Here is a 16,320-nt window from a genome sequence, read left to right as displayed (position 1 = left end):
TCCGCCACCGCGTCGACACTCGACCGCTCAGGAGACCCCATGCCGACGACCTCCGAATCCCCCGCCCCCACGACGGATGCCGACGACGTCGCCGTGTACGGCCCGGCGTCCGGACCGGTGGTCCTGGCGATCCACGGCATGACCGGCCACGGCAGGCGCTGGCAACGGTGGAGCGAGCACCTGCCCGAGGCCCGCGTCGTCGCTCCGGACCTGGTGGGTCACGGCAGGGCACCGTGGACTCCGCCGTGGTCGATCGAGCGCCAGGTCGATCGGCTGGCCGCCGTCCTACGGGCCCACTCGGCCGGGCCCGTCGTCGTGGTCGGCCACTCCTACGGGGGCGCGCTCGCGATCCATCTCGCGAGGTCGTTCCCGTCGCTCGTCGCGGGACTGGTGCTGCTCGATCCCGCCATCGGCCTGTCGCCGGACTCGATGCTGGAGACGGCGCAGTCGACGGTGCTGTACGACGACTACACCGATGCCGCGGAGGCACGCTCGGAGAAGCTCCACGGCGCGTGGTCCGACGTCCACCCGGCTCTCGTCGACGAGGAGATCGCCGAACACCTGGTGGACACCGACGACGGGCGAGTGCGATGGCGGACGTCGACGGCCGCCGTCGTCGCGTCGTGGGGCGAGCTCGCGCGCCCGTTCGTGCTGCCGCCCAGTGACATTCCGGTCACCGTCGTGCGCGCCGCGCGGGTGGACCCGCCGTACCTCACACCGGAGTTCCGGGACGCACTCGTCCGCTCGTCGCCGGACGTGCGGATCGTCGACCTGGACTGCGACCACATGGTGCCGCAGGCGAAGGGTCCCGAATCGGCCGCTCTGGTCGACGAGATGATCCGACGCGTGACGACGTCGTGAGCCGCATCACCGACGAACAGGTCGAGGCCGTGCGCGCCGTCGTGGCCGCAGTCCCCCCGGGCAGTGTCACCACGTACGGCGACATCGCCCGGGTCGTCGGACTGCCCAGCCCACGCATCGTCGCGTGGATCATGCGGACGGACTCCTCCGATCTGCCGTGGCACCGGGTCATCCGTGCCGACGGCCGCCCGGCTCCCCACCTCGTGACACGTCAGCTCGCGGCGCTGGCCGAGGAGGGGGTGTCGTCCGTCGACGGCCGCATCGCTCTGGCCTCGGTCCGGTACCGCCACGAGCCCTGATCGAGTGTCAGACCATCGCTTCGGGGACGGCGTGCGACGGAACGCTTTCGCGGGGCCCGGCATCGACTCCCGCTCCCACCAGTTCCGCCAGGACGGCGACCGCGTCCTCGATCTCCTCGGGGCTGCGGGAGAACGGGATGCGTTGGCACTCGTCGAAGGCGTATCCCGTCCCGAAGCGTGACCCGGGGGCGAGCAGCAGTCCGCGCCCGCGGGCCGATTCCACCAGGTCCGTCGACCGGACACCCGGTGGCAATGTGCACCACAGCGACAGTCCGCCGCGCGGCCGGTGGAAGGTCCAGCCCGGCAGCGACCGCGTCACGGCCGCCATCGCCGCGTCGCGACCCGCCCGCAGCTGATCGGCGCGGTGCGTCACCACCGCGTCGTACTCGCCGAACAGTTCCACGGCCGTGTACTGATCCATCATCGACACCGAGAGCTGCCGCCTCGCGTAGGTCGTGGCCACGCGCGCCAGGTGCACCGGGTCCGCGCGCACCCACCCCACCCGCAGCCCGCCCCAGACGGTCTTGCTCAACGATCCGACCGTGATGCAGGCGCGGTCCGGGACCGGTGCGCCGAACGGCTCGACGTCGGCGTCGCCGTCGAGACGGAGGTCGGCCGACGCCTCGTCCACCACGGTCACCACGGCGTGCCGATGCAGCGTGGCCGCGAGCCGACGCCGGGACGTCTCGGGCAACACCGCTCCGGACGGGTTGGAGTGGTCGGGCATCAGGTAGGCCAGTACCGGATCATGTTGCCGCGCAGCCCTGTCCATGTTCTCCACGAACGTGTCAGGATCATCCGGATCGATGGCCACCGGAACGCACTTGCCACCCACGGCTCGCACCATGTCGATGGCGCCCGGGTAGGTCGGGTGTTCGGTCAGCACACGATTGCCCTGTTCGACGAAGGTGTCGATCACGGCGTGCAACGCATCGCTGGCGCCCGCGGTCACGAGAATCTGGTCGGCGCTGGTGGGGAGCCCGCGAGCGGAGTAGTACCGGGCGATCGCCTCGCGCAGTCGGCCCACACCGGTGGGCACGTAGCCGACGTGCAGGCCCGTCGTGCTCAGCGCGCGGGCAGCAGCGTCGTAAGCGGGTCCCAGCAGGGCCGAGGCCGGCGGCGCGGCGTTGACGAATTCGAGCACGCCCGGTTGGGTGCCGCGCAGGATGCCGCCCCACGGCTGACTGTCCCCGCGCGGAACGACGAAGGTGCCCGCCCCGTGCACCGACACCGCGATGCCGTGCTCACGGAGTTCGCGATAGGCCGACGCGACCGTCACACGGCTGACCCCCAGCACCGACGCGAGGACGCGCTCCGCGGGCAGGCGGGCATCGGCGGCCACCGCGCCTTCCTCGACGAGACGGTGCAGTTCCTGCGCGAGTCCGAGGTACAGGGACCGACTGTCCCGCGCGACGGCGGTCATGTCGATCGCGGCGGCGAGTGCGCGCGCCGACAACCCGTCGCGCAGCCGTGCGGGAGTGGATGCCATGCCGCCACTATGCCACAGTCCACTCAAGTCCAGTGGACTGCTCCATCAGGCCTCTCGCCGGTCGAGACTCTGTCCATGATCGTCATCGGAACACTTCTGGCCCTGTCCACTCTCAGCATCGGGTTCGGCGCCGTCGCCGTCGCGGGCGGCGGTCGCCACTCTCTCGAGGGCCCACCGCGCAGTCGGCCCGTGTCCACCACCGGTCGATGAGGCTGCCGCGTCGCCTCCACTACTGTGGATCACATGTCGGGACGCACAGCGCGCACGGACGCGCTGATACTCGCCGGCGGACGCAGCTCACGGATGCAGGGAACCACCAAGCCTGCCGCGCTCGTGGACGGAGTCACCCTCGTCGATCGGGTGCTGGGAGCGACGTCGTTCTGCACCGTCACCGTCCTCGTCGGACCGGACGACGTGACTGCCGACCCGCCGGGACCGAGGCGTGTCCGCCGCACCCGCGAGGACCCGCCGTTCGGAGGCCCGGTACGTGCGTTGGCGGCCGGGCTGGCCGTCACCGTCGACGACGGTGACGGTCCGCGGGAGAACGACGTCGTGTTGACCCTGTCCGCCGACCTGCCGTACATCACCGAGCCTGCACTCCGACTGCTCGTGCGAGAACTGCTGCGAGACACGACAGTCGAAGCAGTGTTCGGAACCGACTCGACCGGTCGCACCCAGTACCTCGTGGGCGCCTGGCGTCGCGACGCCCTCGTTCGAGGCGTCACCGCCGCGCTCGCACGCTGTCCGGCGGACGCCGAGCGCGGCCCGTCCATCCGCGACGCCCTGCCGGACGTCGTGGGCACCGTGGCGCTCACCGGCATCGACGACGTGGACACGCCCACCGAACTCGCGGCCGTCCGCACCGCGTCGAGACGCCCCTCCGTCGAGGTGGCGCGCGTCCTCGTGGGGAGCAGACTCACCGCGATCACACCTCGTACCGCGTCCCTGGCCGACAGCCTCGGCGGCACGCTCGCGGAGCCGCTGATCGCCGCACGCCCGTTTCCGAGCTTCGTCACGTCCGCGATGGACGGCTACGCCGTGCGCGGCGACGGACCCTGGCACGTCGACGACGCCGTGGTGGTCGCCGGCGCCACCGACGACGTCGTCCTCGACACCGGCCACGCGGTGCGCATCGCCACCGGCGCAGCGGTTCCGGCGGAGGCGGGCGTGGTACGCGACGAGTTCGTCGTTCTCGACGACGACGGTCTGCTCCACCGGTCGGACGGCGCACCCGTGCGCGACGACGCCCGCAGTGTCGCCGAGGACTGGGACGGCGGAAGCGAACTCGCGCCGGCGGGCACCGTCATCTCCCCCGCCGTCGTGTCGGCCGCGCTCTCTGCCGGCGTGATCCGGGCGTCGACGCGCCCCGCCCCGACCGTCCGACTCGTTCTCACGGGCGACGAGATCGGCGACGACACCGCGCCGGTGGCCGGGCGCATCCGCGACACCATCGGGCCGGTCATGCCGACGTACCTACGGTCGTGCGGGTTCGCACTCGCCGACGTCGCGCACTGCGCCGACACCGACGATGCCTTCGACGCGGCGATCCACGGCGGTGCGGACTCCGCACCGCCGGACGTCGTCGTCATCATCGGCGCGACCGGCGGCGGCGCCGCGGATCGACTGGACGACGCACTTCGACGTGCCGGAGCACACCGTGTCGTCGACGGACTCGCCTGTCGCCCCGGCGGTTCCGCCTCCGTCTCGGAGCTGCCCGATCATCGCGTGGTCCTGGGTGTTCCCGGCAATCCGTATGCCGCCGTCACCACGGTGATGCTGCTCGGGCCCGCCATCGCCGCGGCCTTGACCGGACGGTCCGTCCCGATACCGCTGACCGGAACACTGGCCACCGAGGTCGATGCCGGTGACGTCACTCGAGCCCTGCCCGCGTCCTACCTCGGTGCGGGTACCTGGCGGTGCGAGAGCTCTGTGCGTACAGCACATCTCGCCGCGCTGGTGGGCCGTGACGGCATCGCCGTCGTCACTGCAGGCCGGAGTCCGGGCGCTCCCGTCGAGATCGTGCCGCTGCCGCAGAGATGACGTCGGCACCCTCGCGGTAGCGATCGACGAGCAGCTGCACCACTCCCCCGTGCAGCCCCAGCGGTTCGGTGACACCGTCCGCTCCAGCGGACCGCAACCTCGTGTGAAAGAGACCGGGCGCCAACAGGTACGAGGCGACGAAGACCTTCTCCCCGGTGGCCTTCAGAGTGGGGACCAGGTCCGCCGCGCGCGGCTCGCCCGTGGCGACGTAGGCGACGGTGACCGCCGATCCGGTGACGGCGGCGAGCTGATCCGCCGCGGTGTGCACGTCGTCGAGGGCCCGCACGTCGGAGGAGCCCGCCGCGGCGAGGACGATGCGATCGCCGGTCGTCCATCCGATCTGCTCGAGCCTGTCACGCAGTACCCGCGCGAGGTCGAGATCCGGGCCCAGTGCGCGGGTGACGTGGACGTCGTCGTGACCGCTCTCGGCGATCTCGCGGGGCACGTCCGCGTGCACGTGATAACCCGAGGCCAGGAAGGCGGGCACGACCACAACGGGGCCGTCGACATCGCGCAGAACCTCCGACGGAGTGGGTCCCAGCACGTCGACGAAGGCGACCCGCACCGGGCCCACGTGCGGAGCCACGGCGTCGGCCAGCGCGGCGATCACCTCGACGCCGGCGGGGTTGCGCGTGCCGTGCGCGACGAGGACCAGTCGAGGATCGCTCACGACGCCTCGCCCGTCCGGCCGAGGCCGCCGCCCGGAACACTCGACACGGCGTCGATCAGGTCGTCCGCGCTGTCGTCGACGGCGAGGCGGTATCCCCGCTTGACAACGGTCTGGATCGCTCTGGGTGCGCCGAGGGCGGACCGCACTCGCGCCATGGCCGTCTCGACGGCATGGGTGTCGCCGCCCCCGCCCGGCAGAGCGGCGAGCAGGTCCTCGCGGGAGACCACCTGTCCGGGACGGCGAGCGAGAGTCTTCAGCACGGCCATGCCCGCGGGTGACAGAGCCTTGGGTGTGCCGTCGACGACGACGCACGCGCCGAGAACGCGCAACTCGTGACCGCCGGCCCGGACGATGCCCGCTCGACGCGGAAGTTCGTCGGCGACGTGGCGCACGAGAGATCCGACACGCGCCCGCGCGGGCGCCGTCGTGGGAACACCCAGTACGTCGAGCGGAGCGGAGGTCACGGGCCCGACGCACACGGCGAGCACCCGATCGCGGAACGACTGCAGCATCGGTTCCAGCACACCGTTCTCCTTGGCGCGCATCAACATCGAGGCCACGGCGGGGGCACTGGTGAAGGTCACCGCATCGAGGTCACCACACAGTACGGCCTCGATCATGCGGTCCATCGGTGCCGAGTCGTCGGGTTGCACCCAGCGGTAGACCGGAACCGGGATGACCGTCGCGCCGGCCTGCCGCAGCACCTCGCAGAAGTCCGGAACCGGCTCCCACTCGGTGGTGGCGCCGTGCAGTTGCACCGCGACGCGGACGCCGTCCACGCCCTCCGCCAACAGATGTTCCAGCACCTCCGCGGACGACTCGGACTCCGGTGACCACTCCTCGCGCAGACCTGCTGCACGGATGGCTCCCTTGGCCTTCGGCCCACGGGCGAGGATGCGGGTGCCTTCGAGGGCCCGAGTGAGCTCCTCGGCGTCGCCCCACCCGTCGGCGGCCTCCATCCAGCCACGGAAACCGATGCCCGTGGTGGCCACGGTGACAGCCGGCGGAAACTCGATGATCTCGTGGGTACGACGACCGAGCTCCGCATCGTCCGACAGCGGAATGATCCTGATCGCCGGGGCGTGCACCACGTTCGCTCCGCGCCGCACCAGCAGCGAGGCCAGTTCGTCGGCGCGTCGAGCCGCGGTGACGCCCACGGTGAACCCCGCGAGGGGAGCGTCGGACGAGGTCGGCTGATCGATCACGGGGATGTCGTCTCCGTTCCACTTCTCGGCCGGACGGATGTGCCCGAGGTCTGGGTCGATGCGCCCGAGGGCTGGGCGGACACTGCGACGACGCCGTCGATCACGGTGACCTCGTGTACCGCCAAGGTCGTGTCCGGGTCGTCGAGGCAACGGCCGTCCACCAGCGAGAATACCTGCTTGAGCAACGGCGACGCGACGGTCGGCTCGCCGCCGCGGTCCCCGACCAGTCCGCGCGACATCACGGCGGCCCGTCCGAAGGGGTCGATGTTGCTCACGGCGAACAGCTCCTCGTCGCCGGTGCGGAACAACGCCACCTGCGCCCCGGAGGGCAGCAACACGGCGACTCCCCGACCCGGAGTGAGTTCCGAGAGTGCGAGCGCGGTGATCCACTCGTCGGTGTCGCCGCTGGTCACGGTCGTGGAATGGCGAGGTGCTGAGTCGATGACAGTCATGGTGGTCCTCCCTGGGGACAGTTCTACGGGGCTGGTGTTACTCGGCCGTTACGGCGACATGACCGCCACTCACCCGACCGGAACGGACGGCATCCCCATCAGGACCGGAACCTTGCGGGCACCGGACTCGTCGAACGAGACGGTGGGGTCGGACTCCTCCGGGGCGTTGACGAACGAGACGAAGCGCGCGAGCTTGGTCTCGTCCTCCAACACACCCCGCCACTCGTCCCTGTAGCCCTCGACGTGCGACGCCATCGCGGCCTCGAGGTCCGCGGCGATACCCAGGCTGTCCTCGCACACGACGGCGCGCAGGTGGTCGAGTCCGCCCTCGAGACTCTCGACCCACGGCGCCGTGCGCTGCAGGCGGTCCGCCGTGCGCACGTAGAACATGAGGTACCGGTCGACGTACCGGACGAGGGTGGTGTCGTCCAGCCCCGACGCGAGGAGTTGCGCGTGCTTGGGCGACTGCCCACCGTTGCCGCCGACGTACAGGTTCCACCCACTCTCGGTCGCGATGATGCCGACGTCCTTGCCGCGCGCCTCGGCGCATTCGCGGGCGCAGCCGGACACACCGAACTTGATCTTGTGCGGGGACCGCAGACCCCGGTAGCGCTTCTCGAGGTCGACGGCCATGCCCACGGAGTCCTGCACGCCGTAGCGGCACCACGTGGACCCGACGCAACTCTTCACGGTGCGCAACGACTTCCCGTAGGCCTGACCCGACTCCATGCCGGCGTCGACCAGTCGCTTCCAGATGGCGGGGAGCTGCTCCACGCGCGCGCCGAACATGTCGATGCGCTGACCACCCGTCACCTTGGTGTACAGACCGAAGTCGCGTGCCACCTCACCGATGACGATCAATTGTTCGGGAGTGCACTCTCCACCCGGCATCCGCGGCACGACGGAGTAGGTGCCGTTCTTCTGGATGTTGGCGAGGAAGTGATCGTTGGTGTCCTGCAGGGCAGCCTGCTCACCGTCGAGGATGTGTTCCGAGGACGTGGACGCCAGGATCGAGGCCACGACCGGCTTGCAGATGTCGCAACCGGCGCCGCGGCCGTGAGCGGCGACGAGACCGGAGAACGTGCGGATGCCCGCGCCGGCGACGATCTCGAACAACTCGCGCCTCGACTGGGAGAAGTGCTCGCACAGGGCCTTCGACATGACCACGCCCGACGCGGCGAGCAACTGCTTGATCGTGGGGAGACAGCCACCGCACGTGGTGCCGGCGTCGGTGCAGGACTTGACCGAGGCGATGTCGCAGGCGCCCGCAGCGATGGCCGAGCAGATGGTCCCCTTGTCCACACCGTTGCACGAGCACACCTCGGTATCGTCGGGAAGCGCTCCGGCGCCGAGCTTCTCGCCGCTCGGCGAGATCAGTGCAGCCGGATCGCCCGGGAGTTCGCGGCCGACGAGCGGGCGCAGCGTCGCGTACGCCGACGCGTCCCCCACGAGGATGCCGCCGAGCAGAGTCCTCGCGTCGTCCGACAGCACGAGCTTGGCGTAGGTGCCCTTCGCGGCATCGTTGAGCACCACCTCGAGTGCGCCCTCGGTGGCGCCCATCGCGTCCCCGAAACTGGCGACGTCGACACCGAGCAGTTTGAGCTTGGTCGAGAGGTCCGCGCCCGGGAACTCGGCGGTACCGCCGACGAGCCGATCGGCGACGACCTCCGCGCTGGAGTACCCCGGAGCGACGAGGCCGTAGCACCGGCCCTCGATGGCCGCACACTCGCCGATGGCGTAGATCGCGGGATCCTCGGTACGGCAACCGATGTCGGTGAGGATGCCACCACGCTCGCCGACCGGGAGGCCGCTGGTACGGGCGAGAGCGTCCTGCGGGCGGACACCCGCCGAGAACACCAGCAGGGCGGCATCGATGACGCTGCCGTCCGCCAGAGTGACGTCGATGCCGTGATCGTTCTCGGCGATGGCCGAGGTGCCGACACCGGCGTGGACGGTGACACCGAGCTCGGTGACGAGCTTCGCCAGGACCGCACCGCCGCCCTCGTCGACCTGCAGCGGCATCAGTCGCGGCGCGAATTCCACCACGTGCGGCGTCATGCCCATCTGCTTCAGGGCGTTCGCGGCCTCGAGACCGAGCAGGCCGCCGCCGACGACCACTCCCACCGCGCCGGGGCCGGCCGCGTCGGCGCAGGTGCGGATGCGATCCAGGTCGTCGATCGTGCGATAGACGAAGCAACGATCGAGTTCGTGCCCCGCGATGGGCGGGACGAACGGGTAGGACCCCGTGGCCATGACCAGAGCGTCGTACGGCACCGCCGCACCGTCCGAGGTGGTGACCACCCGAGCGTCGCGGTCGATCGACTCGGCCCGCACGCCGGTACGGAGGGTCACCGCGGTGTCCCCGACATAGTCGTTGCCCGCCAACGCGAGTTCCTTGTGGTCCCAGGCGCCGACGTAGGACGAGAGCCCGACGCGGTCGTAGGCGGGGAGGGCCTCCTCGCACAGGACGGTGACGGACCACTCGCCGGCCGTGTCGCGTGCGCGCAGCGCCTCGACGAACCGGTGGCCCACCATTCCGTGTCCCACCACCACGGCTGTGCGGTGAGCGGTCTGGTCGGTCATGACAATCTCCTCGGGAAACGGTGAACGGGTGGTGTGACTCGGGTCGGTCATGCGGTGACCGGGAAGGCCGGAGGCCGGCCGTCTGTGACCGGGAAGGCCGGAGGCCGGCCGTTGTCGGGGACGGGATCCGCTCGGTGCAGCCAGTCGCAGAGGCCGTCGACGACGCCCACGCAGCTACCGCAACCGGTGGTGGCGCGGGTCTTCTCGGCCATGGCCTCGGGGGTGTGGGCACCGCCGCGCCACGCGCTGACCAAGTGCTTCTTGGTGACGGTGTTACAGCGGCAGATCACGGCTGCGTCGGGCATGGTCGACGGGTTGGCGCTCTCGGTGGGTCCACCGACGAGGTGCCCGAGCAGCAGGGTCATACGGTCGACGGGGACGAGCGATCCGCCGTCGAAGTACTGGCTGAGCGTTCCGACGACTTCCGGGTTGCCGAGCATCACCGCGCCGACCAGGCGGTCCTTGCGGACGACGACCTTCGCGTACCGGCCGCGGGTGGGGTCGCTCATGACCAGGACCTCGGACTCGGTGTCGTTCGGGTCGACGTCGATCTCGCCCATCGAGGCGAGGTCGACGTCGTGCGCCTTGAGGCGGGTGATCTGCGCGGTGCCGTGGTACTCGGCGCGGGACGCGCTGCCGCACAGCTGGTCCGCGACCACCCCGGCCATTTCCCAGGCGGGCTGGACCAGGCCGTAGACCTCACCGCGGTGCTGGGCGCACTCGCCGATCGCGCGGATGTGCGGGTCGGAGGTGCGCAGGTCGTCGTCGACGACGACAGCGCGGTCGACGTCGAGCCCGGCCGCGACGGCGAGGTCGATGTTCGGACGGATCCCGGCCGCGACGACGACCAGGTCGGCGGGCAACGCGCTGCCGTCGGACAACACGAGTTCGCGCGTGCCGTCGGGCGAGGTACGCAGAGCCTCGGCCCGAGCGCCCAGCGCCACGTCCATCCCCAGCTCTCGCAACACTCGGGTCAGCACGGCGCCACCACCGGCGTCCATCTGCTTCTCCATCGGATACGCGCGGGGGTGGACGATGGTGACGTCCGATCCGCGCATGAGGGCGCCGCGTGCGGCTTCGATGCCGAGAAGCCCGGCGCCGATCACGACGACGCGGGAACCGGGTCCCGTTGCTGCGGTGATGGCGTCGCAGTCGGCGAGAGTGCGGAACGCCACCACACCGTCCGCGGGGTGACCGTCCGCGTCGGTCATGCCGGGCGCGGGCGGCAGGAAGGACCGCGAGCCGGTGGCGAGGACGAGCGTGTCGTAGGTGTCCGTGGACCCGTCCGAGCGCGTGATCGTGCGGCGCTCGCGATCGATCGACGTGACCGCGACCCCGATGTGCGTCTCCAGACCGTTGCGCTCGCACCAGTTCTCGGGCTTGATTCGAGTGTCCCTCGGGGTCAGGTGCCCGGCGACCACGTTGGAGAGCAGGATGCGGTTGTACGCGGCGTGATTCTCGTCGCCGTAGACGACCACCTGGACGCGGGCCGCATCCGAGTCGCGTCGGTGGATCTCCTCCTGCAACCGGGCACCGGCGAGGCCGTTCCCGACCACGACGACGCGATGAGGTGCACTCATGCCGTCTCCCCGTCCGTCGCGCCGACCAGGTGCGCGGCGATGCGCACCGCGCAGACCTTGAACTCGGGCATCCGGCTGGTGGGATCGAGTGCCGGGTTGGTCACGAGGTTGGCGCGCGCCGCATCGGCGAAGTGGAACGGCAGGAACACCGTGTCGAGCCGCATCGACGCGTCGCACCGCACGCGGGCGACGACCGTTCCGCGGCGCGAGACGACGTCCGCGTCGTCGCCGTCCTCGAGCCCCGCGCGACCGGCGGTGTCCGGGTGGACCTGGACGAACATCGGGCCTGCCGCCTCCGACAGGGACGGCACGCGCCGGGTCTGCGCACCGGACTGGTAGTGCGTGAGCACCCGCCCCGTCGTCGCGAGGAGAGGAAAGTCGGCGTCGGTGGGTTCTGCGGGCCCGACCTGGTCGACCGTGACGAAACGCGCTCGCCCGGTGGGTGTCTCGAAACGATCCAGGAACAGTCTCGGTGTGCCGCCGTGCGTCTCCGACGGTACCGGCCAGTGCAGCGCCTCCCCGGCGTCGAGACGCTCGTAGGTCACGCCCGAGTAGTCGGCGATGCCACCGCGGGACGCTCGGCGCAACTCCTCGAACACCGTCCGTGCGTCGCGGGGGAAGCGGTCGGCGGGCTGGCCCAGGCGAACGGCGAGATCGGCGAGGATGTCGAGCTCCCCGCGCGCGCCCTCGGGAGCGTCCACGGCCCTGCGCCGGCGCAGGATGCGGCCCTCGAGGGAGGTCATGGTGCCCTCCTCCTCGGCCCACTGCAGAGTCGGCAGCACCACGTCGGCCATCGCGGCAGTCTCGGAGAGCACGAAATCGGTGACGACGAGCATCTCGAGTGAGGCGAGCCGGTCGACGACGTGACCGGCCCGCGGGGCCGAGACGGCGATGTTCGAGCCGTGCACCATGAGCGCGCGGGGACCACCGGGGGTGCCGAGGGCGTCGAGCAGTTCGTAGGCGCTCAGTCCCGCACCCGGGAGTGCGGACTCCTCGATACCCCAGAGGGCGGAGATGTGTTCACGCGCTGCGGGATCGGTGATCTTGCGGTATCCGGGAAGCTGGTCCGCCTTCTGCCCGTGCTCGCGTCCGCCCTGTCCGTTGCCCTGGCCGGTGATGCAGCCGTATCCGGTTCCGTGTCGTCCGCACAGTCCCAGCACGAGAGAGAGTCCGATGACGGCCGAGACCGTGTCGGTTCCGGACGCGTGCTGTTCGGCGCCACGGGCGGTGAGCACGTAGGCGCCCGTGCCCGCGTCCCGTGACTGCGCCAGCAACCGCACCGTCTCCCGCAGGCGAGCGACGGGAACGCCGGTGACGCGCTCGGTCCGCTCCGGCCACCACTGCGCCGCCGCCGTCCAGAACTCGTCGAAACCCTCGGTGCGTGAGTCGATGTAGTCGCGATCGGCGTACCCCTCGACCACCGCCAGATGCACCAGGCCCAGCGCGAGTGCCAGGTCGGTGCCCGGCGACAGTTGCAGGTGCACTCCGCCGGCGGACAGCGCCCGGTCCACCGTCGCGGTGCGCCGTGGGTCGGCGACGATGAGCCCGCCCGCGTCGGCGGCGGTCCGGAGATGCTGCACGAAGGGGGGCATCGTCTCCGCGACGTTGCCGCCCAGCACCAGCACGGCCCGCGCGGAACCGATGTCCGCCAACGGGAACGGCAGTCCTCGGTCGATTCCGAACGACTTGTTGCCGGCGGCCGCGGCCGACGACATGCAGAACCGCCCGTTGTAGTCGATGTTCGACGTGCCCAGCGCGACACGGGCGAACTTGCCGAGCATGTAGGACTTCTCGTTGGTCAGCCCGCCCGCCCCGAAGATCCCGACCGCGTCGGCGCCGTGCTCGGCCCGGACGCGTCGAAGCGTCGTGGCCACCGCGTCGAGTGCGGCATCCCAGGTCGTCGGGACGAGTTCCCCGGCGACACGCACCAGTGGTGTGGTGAGCCTGCCGGGCACTCGCAGCACCTCGGCGGCGGTCCACCCCTTCTGGCAGAGACCACCCTTGTTGGTCGGGAACTGGCGGGCCTCGATCCCGGCGCTCGCTGCATCCGTGCCGGTGACGGTCATCGCGCACTGCAGCCCGCAGTACGGGCAGTGCGTCGCCGTTCCTGCTCGGGTGGCCGGTGGCCGAAGGGTCTCCGGCACGGATGCAGCGACGGTCATACGGTGACCACGTCCTGCTCGTTCGCGGTACGCGCGCCGGATCGGCGGAGGTACACGGCCCACGTGGCCGCGGCGCAGAGGACGTAGAAGACGAGGAAGACCCAGAAGGCGGACGTCGCCGACTTCTCCGCGCCCGAGTACGACGCGCGCAGGACCAGGTTGATGCCCACTCCACCGAGCGCGCCGATCGCACCGGCAATACCGATGAGCGCACCGGACATCCGGCGGGACCACGCGGCCTGCTCGGTGGCCGACATCCCCACCAGCAACGTCGACTTCGACGCGAAGATCGCCGGAATCATCTTGTAGACGGAGCCGTTACCGAGCCCCGAGAGCACGAACAGCAGGATGAAGCCGACGACGTAGAACACCATCATCGATCCGGTCGCCGCTCCCGCCGTGGCGTCGTCCGTCATCGACGTCGCGACGAGGATGCCGGCGGAGAAGATCATCGCGACGAAGGTGTACATCGTGATGCGGCCGCCGCCGACGCGGTCGGCGAACTTGCCGCCGATCGGTCGGGACAGGGAACCGAGGAGCGGGCCGATGAACGCGATCTGAGCGGCGTGCAGGGAGGCCTGTGCCTGCATGGCCGGGGTGACAGCACCCCCGTCGGCCAGACCGGCGAGGAAGTTGATCTGCAAGATCTGCCCGAACGCGAAGCTGTAACCGATGAACGACCCGAACGTACCGATGTAGAGGAACGCGATCCACCACGAGTCGGAGAAACGCAGCACGTCGATCATGGAGCGGCCGTTGGTCTCCAGGTTGTCCAGGTTGTCCATGTACAGGGCCGCGCCCACGGCGGCGACCGCGATCAGGACGAGGTAGACGGCGCACACGATCTCGGGTGCGGTGTTGCCCACCGTCGCGATGACGAGGAGCCCGATGAGTTGGATGACGGGGACACCGATGTTGCCGCCGCCTGCATTCAGTCCGAGAGCCCACCCCTTCTCACGCTGGGGATAGAAGGCGTTGATGTTGGTCATCGAGGAGGCGAAGTTGCCGCCGCCCAGTCCCGCGAACGCGGCCACGACGAGATACGTCGTGTACGAGGCGGGATTCATCATGAAGTACAGCGTCAGAACGGTCGGGATCAGCAGCACGAGGGCGCTGAAGATCGTCCAGTTACGGCCGCCGAACTTCGCGGTGGCGAACGTGTACGGGATCCGCAGGATGGCGCCGACCAATGTCGGCACGGCCACCAGGAAGAACTTCCCGGCCGGGTCGATGCCGTACTGCGCCATCGGCATGAAGAGCACCATCACGGACCAGATGGACCAGATGGAGAAGCCGACGTGCTCCGCGACGACGGACCAGATCAGGTTGCGGCGGGCGATGTGCTTGCCGCCGGCCTCCCAGGCCTCGACGTCCTCCGCGTCCCAGTTCGTGATGTGGTGCTTACGAGCGACTGCACCGGGGGCACCGGTGGGCGCCGTGGCAGCGCCGGTATCCGACAAGCTGGTCACGAGTGGCCTCCTGATCTCTGGGGAAGCCCAAAGATAGGAAAACCATGTTGCGGGGGCGCTGCACGCTGTGACCCGTGCGTGAACTTGACCTCACGTCCGTGTTTCCGGGTTGGTGAGGGTCTGCTTCGTGAGGGTCAGGGTCGCGACTGAGCCTGGCGGACGGGCCCGTCCTCGAGGACGCGCGGACGGCAGGCGGCCTTGGCGGCGACCAGCAGCACGGCGATGCCGCACGTGAGGAACGCGAACGACCACTCCCAGCCCCCAGTGTTCTCGTGCAGCACACCGAAGAGAATGGGGCCGGCGCAGGCGATGGTGTACCCGACTCCCTGCGTGAAGCCGGACAGGGATGCCGAGCCGACGGCCGTGCGCGTGCGCAGATTGATGAGCGTGAGCGACATCGGGAACGTCGTCGGACCTGCACCGACCAGGATCAGCCACAGCACCGTGCCCGTCGCGGGCGCCCACAGCAGGCCCGCGAAGCCTGCGAGATAGCAGACCGCGCAGCCGATGACGATGGGATAGGGGTCGACCATCCGACTGGTGAAGGACGGCGCGAGCAGGGAACCTGCGAGACCGACCGCGGCGAACACCCCGAGCGAGGCACCGGCGGCACCCTCGCTGATGCCGGCCTCGACCAGGAGGGAGGGCAGCCACGTCAGCATCGAGTACGTGACCATGGACGTCATCGCGAACATGCCGGCCATCCCCCAGCCGAGCGAGGTGCGCCAGACCGGGACGGGCGGCGCCACCGGCTGGGCCGACGGCTCGGTGAGCGGCCCGTCGAGCTCGGCCTCCACGGCGGCGTCCTGCGCCGGAGCCTCCGCACCGCGCACCGCGGGGGCGGCGGGGCGAGTGCGTCGCGTCAGCACGATGGCGGTCCACGGCACCACGGCGGCGACGGCGGCCACACCCCACATCGCGAGCGACCAGCGCCACCCGACCGCGTCGGCGACGGGGACCGCCGTGAGCGACGGGACGATCGTGCCCAGCTGCAGGAGGCAGATGTAGACGGTGCTCATCATGGCGAGCCGGTCGGAGAAGTAGCGCTTGACCAGCGGCGGGATGACCACGTTGCCGATGCCCATACCGGCCAGGGCGACCGCCGAGAGCAGCGCCAGCGACCCGAGCCCGGGGGCGAACGCCCGCGCGAAGATGCCGACACCGGTCAGAGCCGCCGCGGCGAGTGCCGTCCGCTCGAGTCCGAGACGAGTCGCGATGACCGGGGTGAGCACGCCGAACAGCGCGAACATCGCGGTCGGGAGCATCCCGAGGAGCCCGATGGCGCCGGCGCCGAACCCGAGGTCGTCGCCGATCCGGGGGAACAGCGGCGACACCGAGGTGACCGCTGCCCGAAGTGTGAACGCGGACAGGATCAGTGCCGCGAACACCAACAGCCGGCCCTGCAGTGTCGAGCGTGACCCGGGCTCGGCAGTGGTGGCGGTCGCAGTCATGGGACGAATCATAGGATGATCCGACCTGTCTGGCAAAGGACTACTAGACTGGCCGAGAC

13 protein-coding genes are annotated in these 16,320 nt (G+C 70.4%); 4 read left to right on the top strand and 9 right to left on the bottom strand.

Annotated elements, in window-relative coordinates; translation table 11 throughout:
- Positions 1 to 39 precede the first annotated feature (39 nt).
- Positions 40 to 861, top strand: coding sequence for an alpha/beta fold hydrolase (locus tag ASG69_RS14440; RefSeq protein WP_056447840.1), 822 nt, complete (start codon positions 40 to 42; stop codon positions 859 to 861).
- Positions 858 to 1,160, top strand: a complete 303-nt coding sequence (locus ASG69_RS14435; protein WP_027506835.1) for an MGMT family protein — start codon at positions 858 to 860, stop codon at positions 1,158 to 1,160. Before ASG69_RS14440 ends, ASG69_RS14435 begins: the two co-directional genes overlap by 4 nt.
- A gap of 7 nt (positions 1,161 to 1,167) precedes the next feature.
- Here ASG69_RS14435 and yczR read toward each other — a convergent pair whose 3' ends face one another.
- A complete protein-coding gene (gene yczR / locus ASG69_RS14430; RefSeq protein WP_056447838.1) occupies positions 1,168 to 2,649 on the bottom strand; it encodes an aminotransferase-like domain-containing protein in 1,482 nt (493 codons plus the stop codon).
- Positions 2,650 to 2,724: 75 nt separating this feature from the next.
- On the opposite strand from yczR, the gene ASG69_RS23270 reads away from it, so the two are divergent.
- The gene (locus ASG69_RS23270; RefSeq protein WP_261769634.1) at positions 2,725 to 2,859 is read left to right on the top strand and encodes a hypothetical protein; all 135 of its coding nucleotides are present in this window, start codon (positions 2,725 to 2,727) and stop codon (positions 2,857 to 2,859) included.
- A 33-nt stretch (positions 2,860 to 2,892) separates the two neighbouring features.
- Positions 2,893 to 4,689, top strand: a complete 1,797-nt coding sequence (locus tag ASG69_RS14425) for an NTP transferase domain-containing protein (RefSeq protein WP_156380533.1) — start codon at positions 2,893 to 2,895, stop codon at positions 4,687 to 4,689.
- Here the strand turns inward: ASG69_RS14425 and ASG69_RS14420 are convergent.
- The 8 genes from ASG69_RS14420 to ASG69_RS14385 all read right to left on the bottom strand — a co-directional run bounded on the left by ASG69_RS14420 (position 4,631) and on the right by ASG69_RS14385 (position 16,261).
- On the bottom strand, positions 4,631 to 5,359 hold the full coding sequence (locus tag ASG69_RS14420) for a sirohydrochlorin chelatase (protein ID WP_082544648.1): 729 nt from the start codon (positions 5,357 to 5,359) through the stop codon (positions 4,631 to 4,633). The genes ASG69_RS14425 and ASG69_RS14420 overlap by 59 nt on opposite strands.
- Positions 5,356 to 6,561: a uroporphyrinogen-III synthase gene (locus ASG69_RS14415; RefSeq protein ID WP_156380541.1), complete on the bottom strand. Its 1,206-nt coding sequence runs from the start codon at positions 6,559 to 6,561 to the stop codon at positions 5,356 to 5,358. The genes ASG69_RS14420 and ASG69_RS14415 overlap by 4 nt, the downstream gene beginning before the upstream one ends.
- Positions 6,561 to 7,016, bottom strand: a complete 456-nt coding sequence (gene nirD, locus ASG69_RS14410) for a nitrite reductase small subunit NirD (RefSeq protein WP_051613601.1) — start codon at positions 7,014 to 7,016, stop codon at positions 6,561 to 6,563. Before nirD ends, ASG69_RS14415 begins: the two co-directional genes overlap by 1 nt.
- Positions 7,017 to 7,085: 69 nt before the next feature.
- On the bottom strand, positions 7,086 to 9,599 hold the full coding sequence (gene nirB / locus ASG69_RS14405) for a nitrite reductase large subunit NirB (RefSeq protein ID WP_056448055.1): 2,514 nt from the start codon (positions 9,597 to 9,599) through the stop codon (positions 7,086 to 7,088).
- Positions 9,600 to 9,646: 47 nt separating this feature from the next.
- Positions 9,647 to 11,179 carry an FAD-dependent oxidoreductase gene (locus ASG69_RS14400; protein ID WP_082544647.1) on the bottom strand — a complete coding sequence of 511 codons (1,533 nt, stop codon included), beginning with the start codon at positions 11,177 to 11,179 and terminating at the stop codon, positions 9,647 to 9,649.
- The gene (locus tag ASG69_RS14395) at positions 11,176 to 13,341 is read right to left on the bottom strand and encodes a molybdopterin oxidoreductase family protein (protein WP_056447826.1); all 2,166 of its coding nucleotides are present in this window, start codon (positions 13,339 to 13,341) and stop codon (positions 11,176 to 11,178) included. The genes ASG69_RS14400 and ASG69_RS14395 overlap by 4 nt, the downstream gene beginning before the upstream one ends.
- A complete protein-coding gene (locus ASG69_RS14390; protein ID WP_156380540.1) occupies positions 13,338 to 14,801 on the bottom strand; it encodes a nitrate/nitrite transporter in 1,464 nt (487 codons plus the stop codon). The genes ASG69_RS14395 and ASG69_RS14390 overlap by 4 nt, the downstream gene beginning before the upstream one ends.
- Positions 14,802 to 14,944: 143 nt before the next feature.
- Complete coding sequence (locus tag ASG69_RS14385; RefSeq protein WP_056447820.1) at positions 14,945 to 16,261, bottom strand: MFS transporter; 1,317 nt, start codon at positions 16,259 to 16,261, stop codon at positions 14,945 to 14,947.
- Positions 16,262 to 16,320: the final 59 nt, after the last annotated feature.

This window comes from Rhodococcus sp. Leaf225 (assembly GCF_001426145.1).
Taxonomy (GTDB): domain Bacteria; phylum Actinomycetota; class Actinomycetes; order Mycobacteriales; family Mycobacteriaceae; genus Rhodococcoides.
This window is presented reverse-complemented; position numbering and strand designations above follow the sequence as displayed.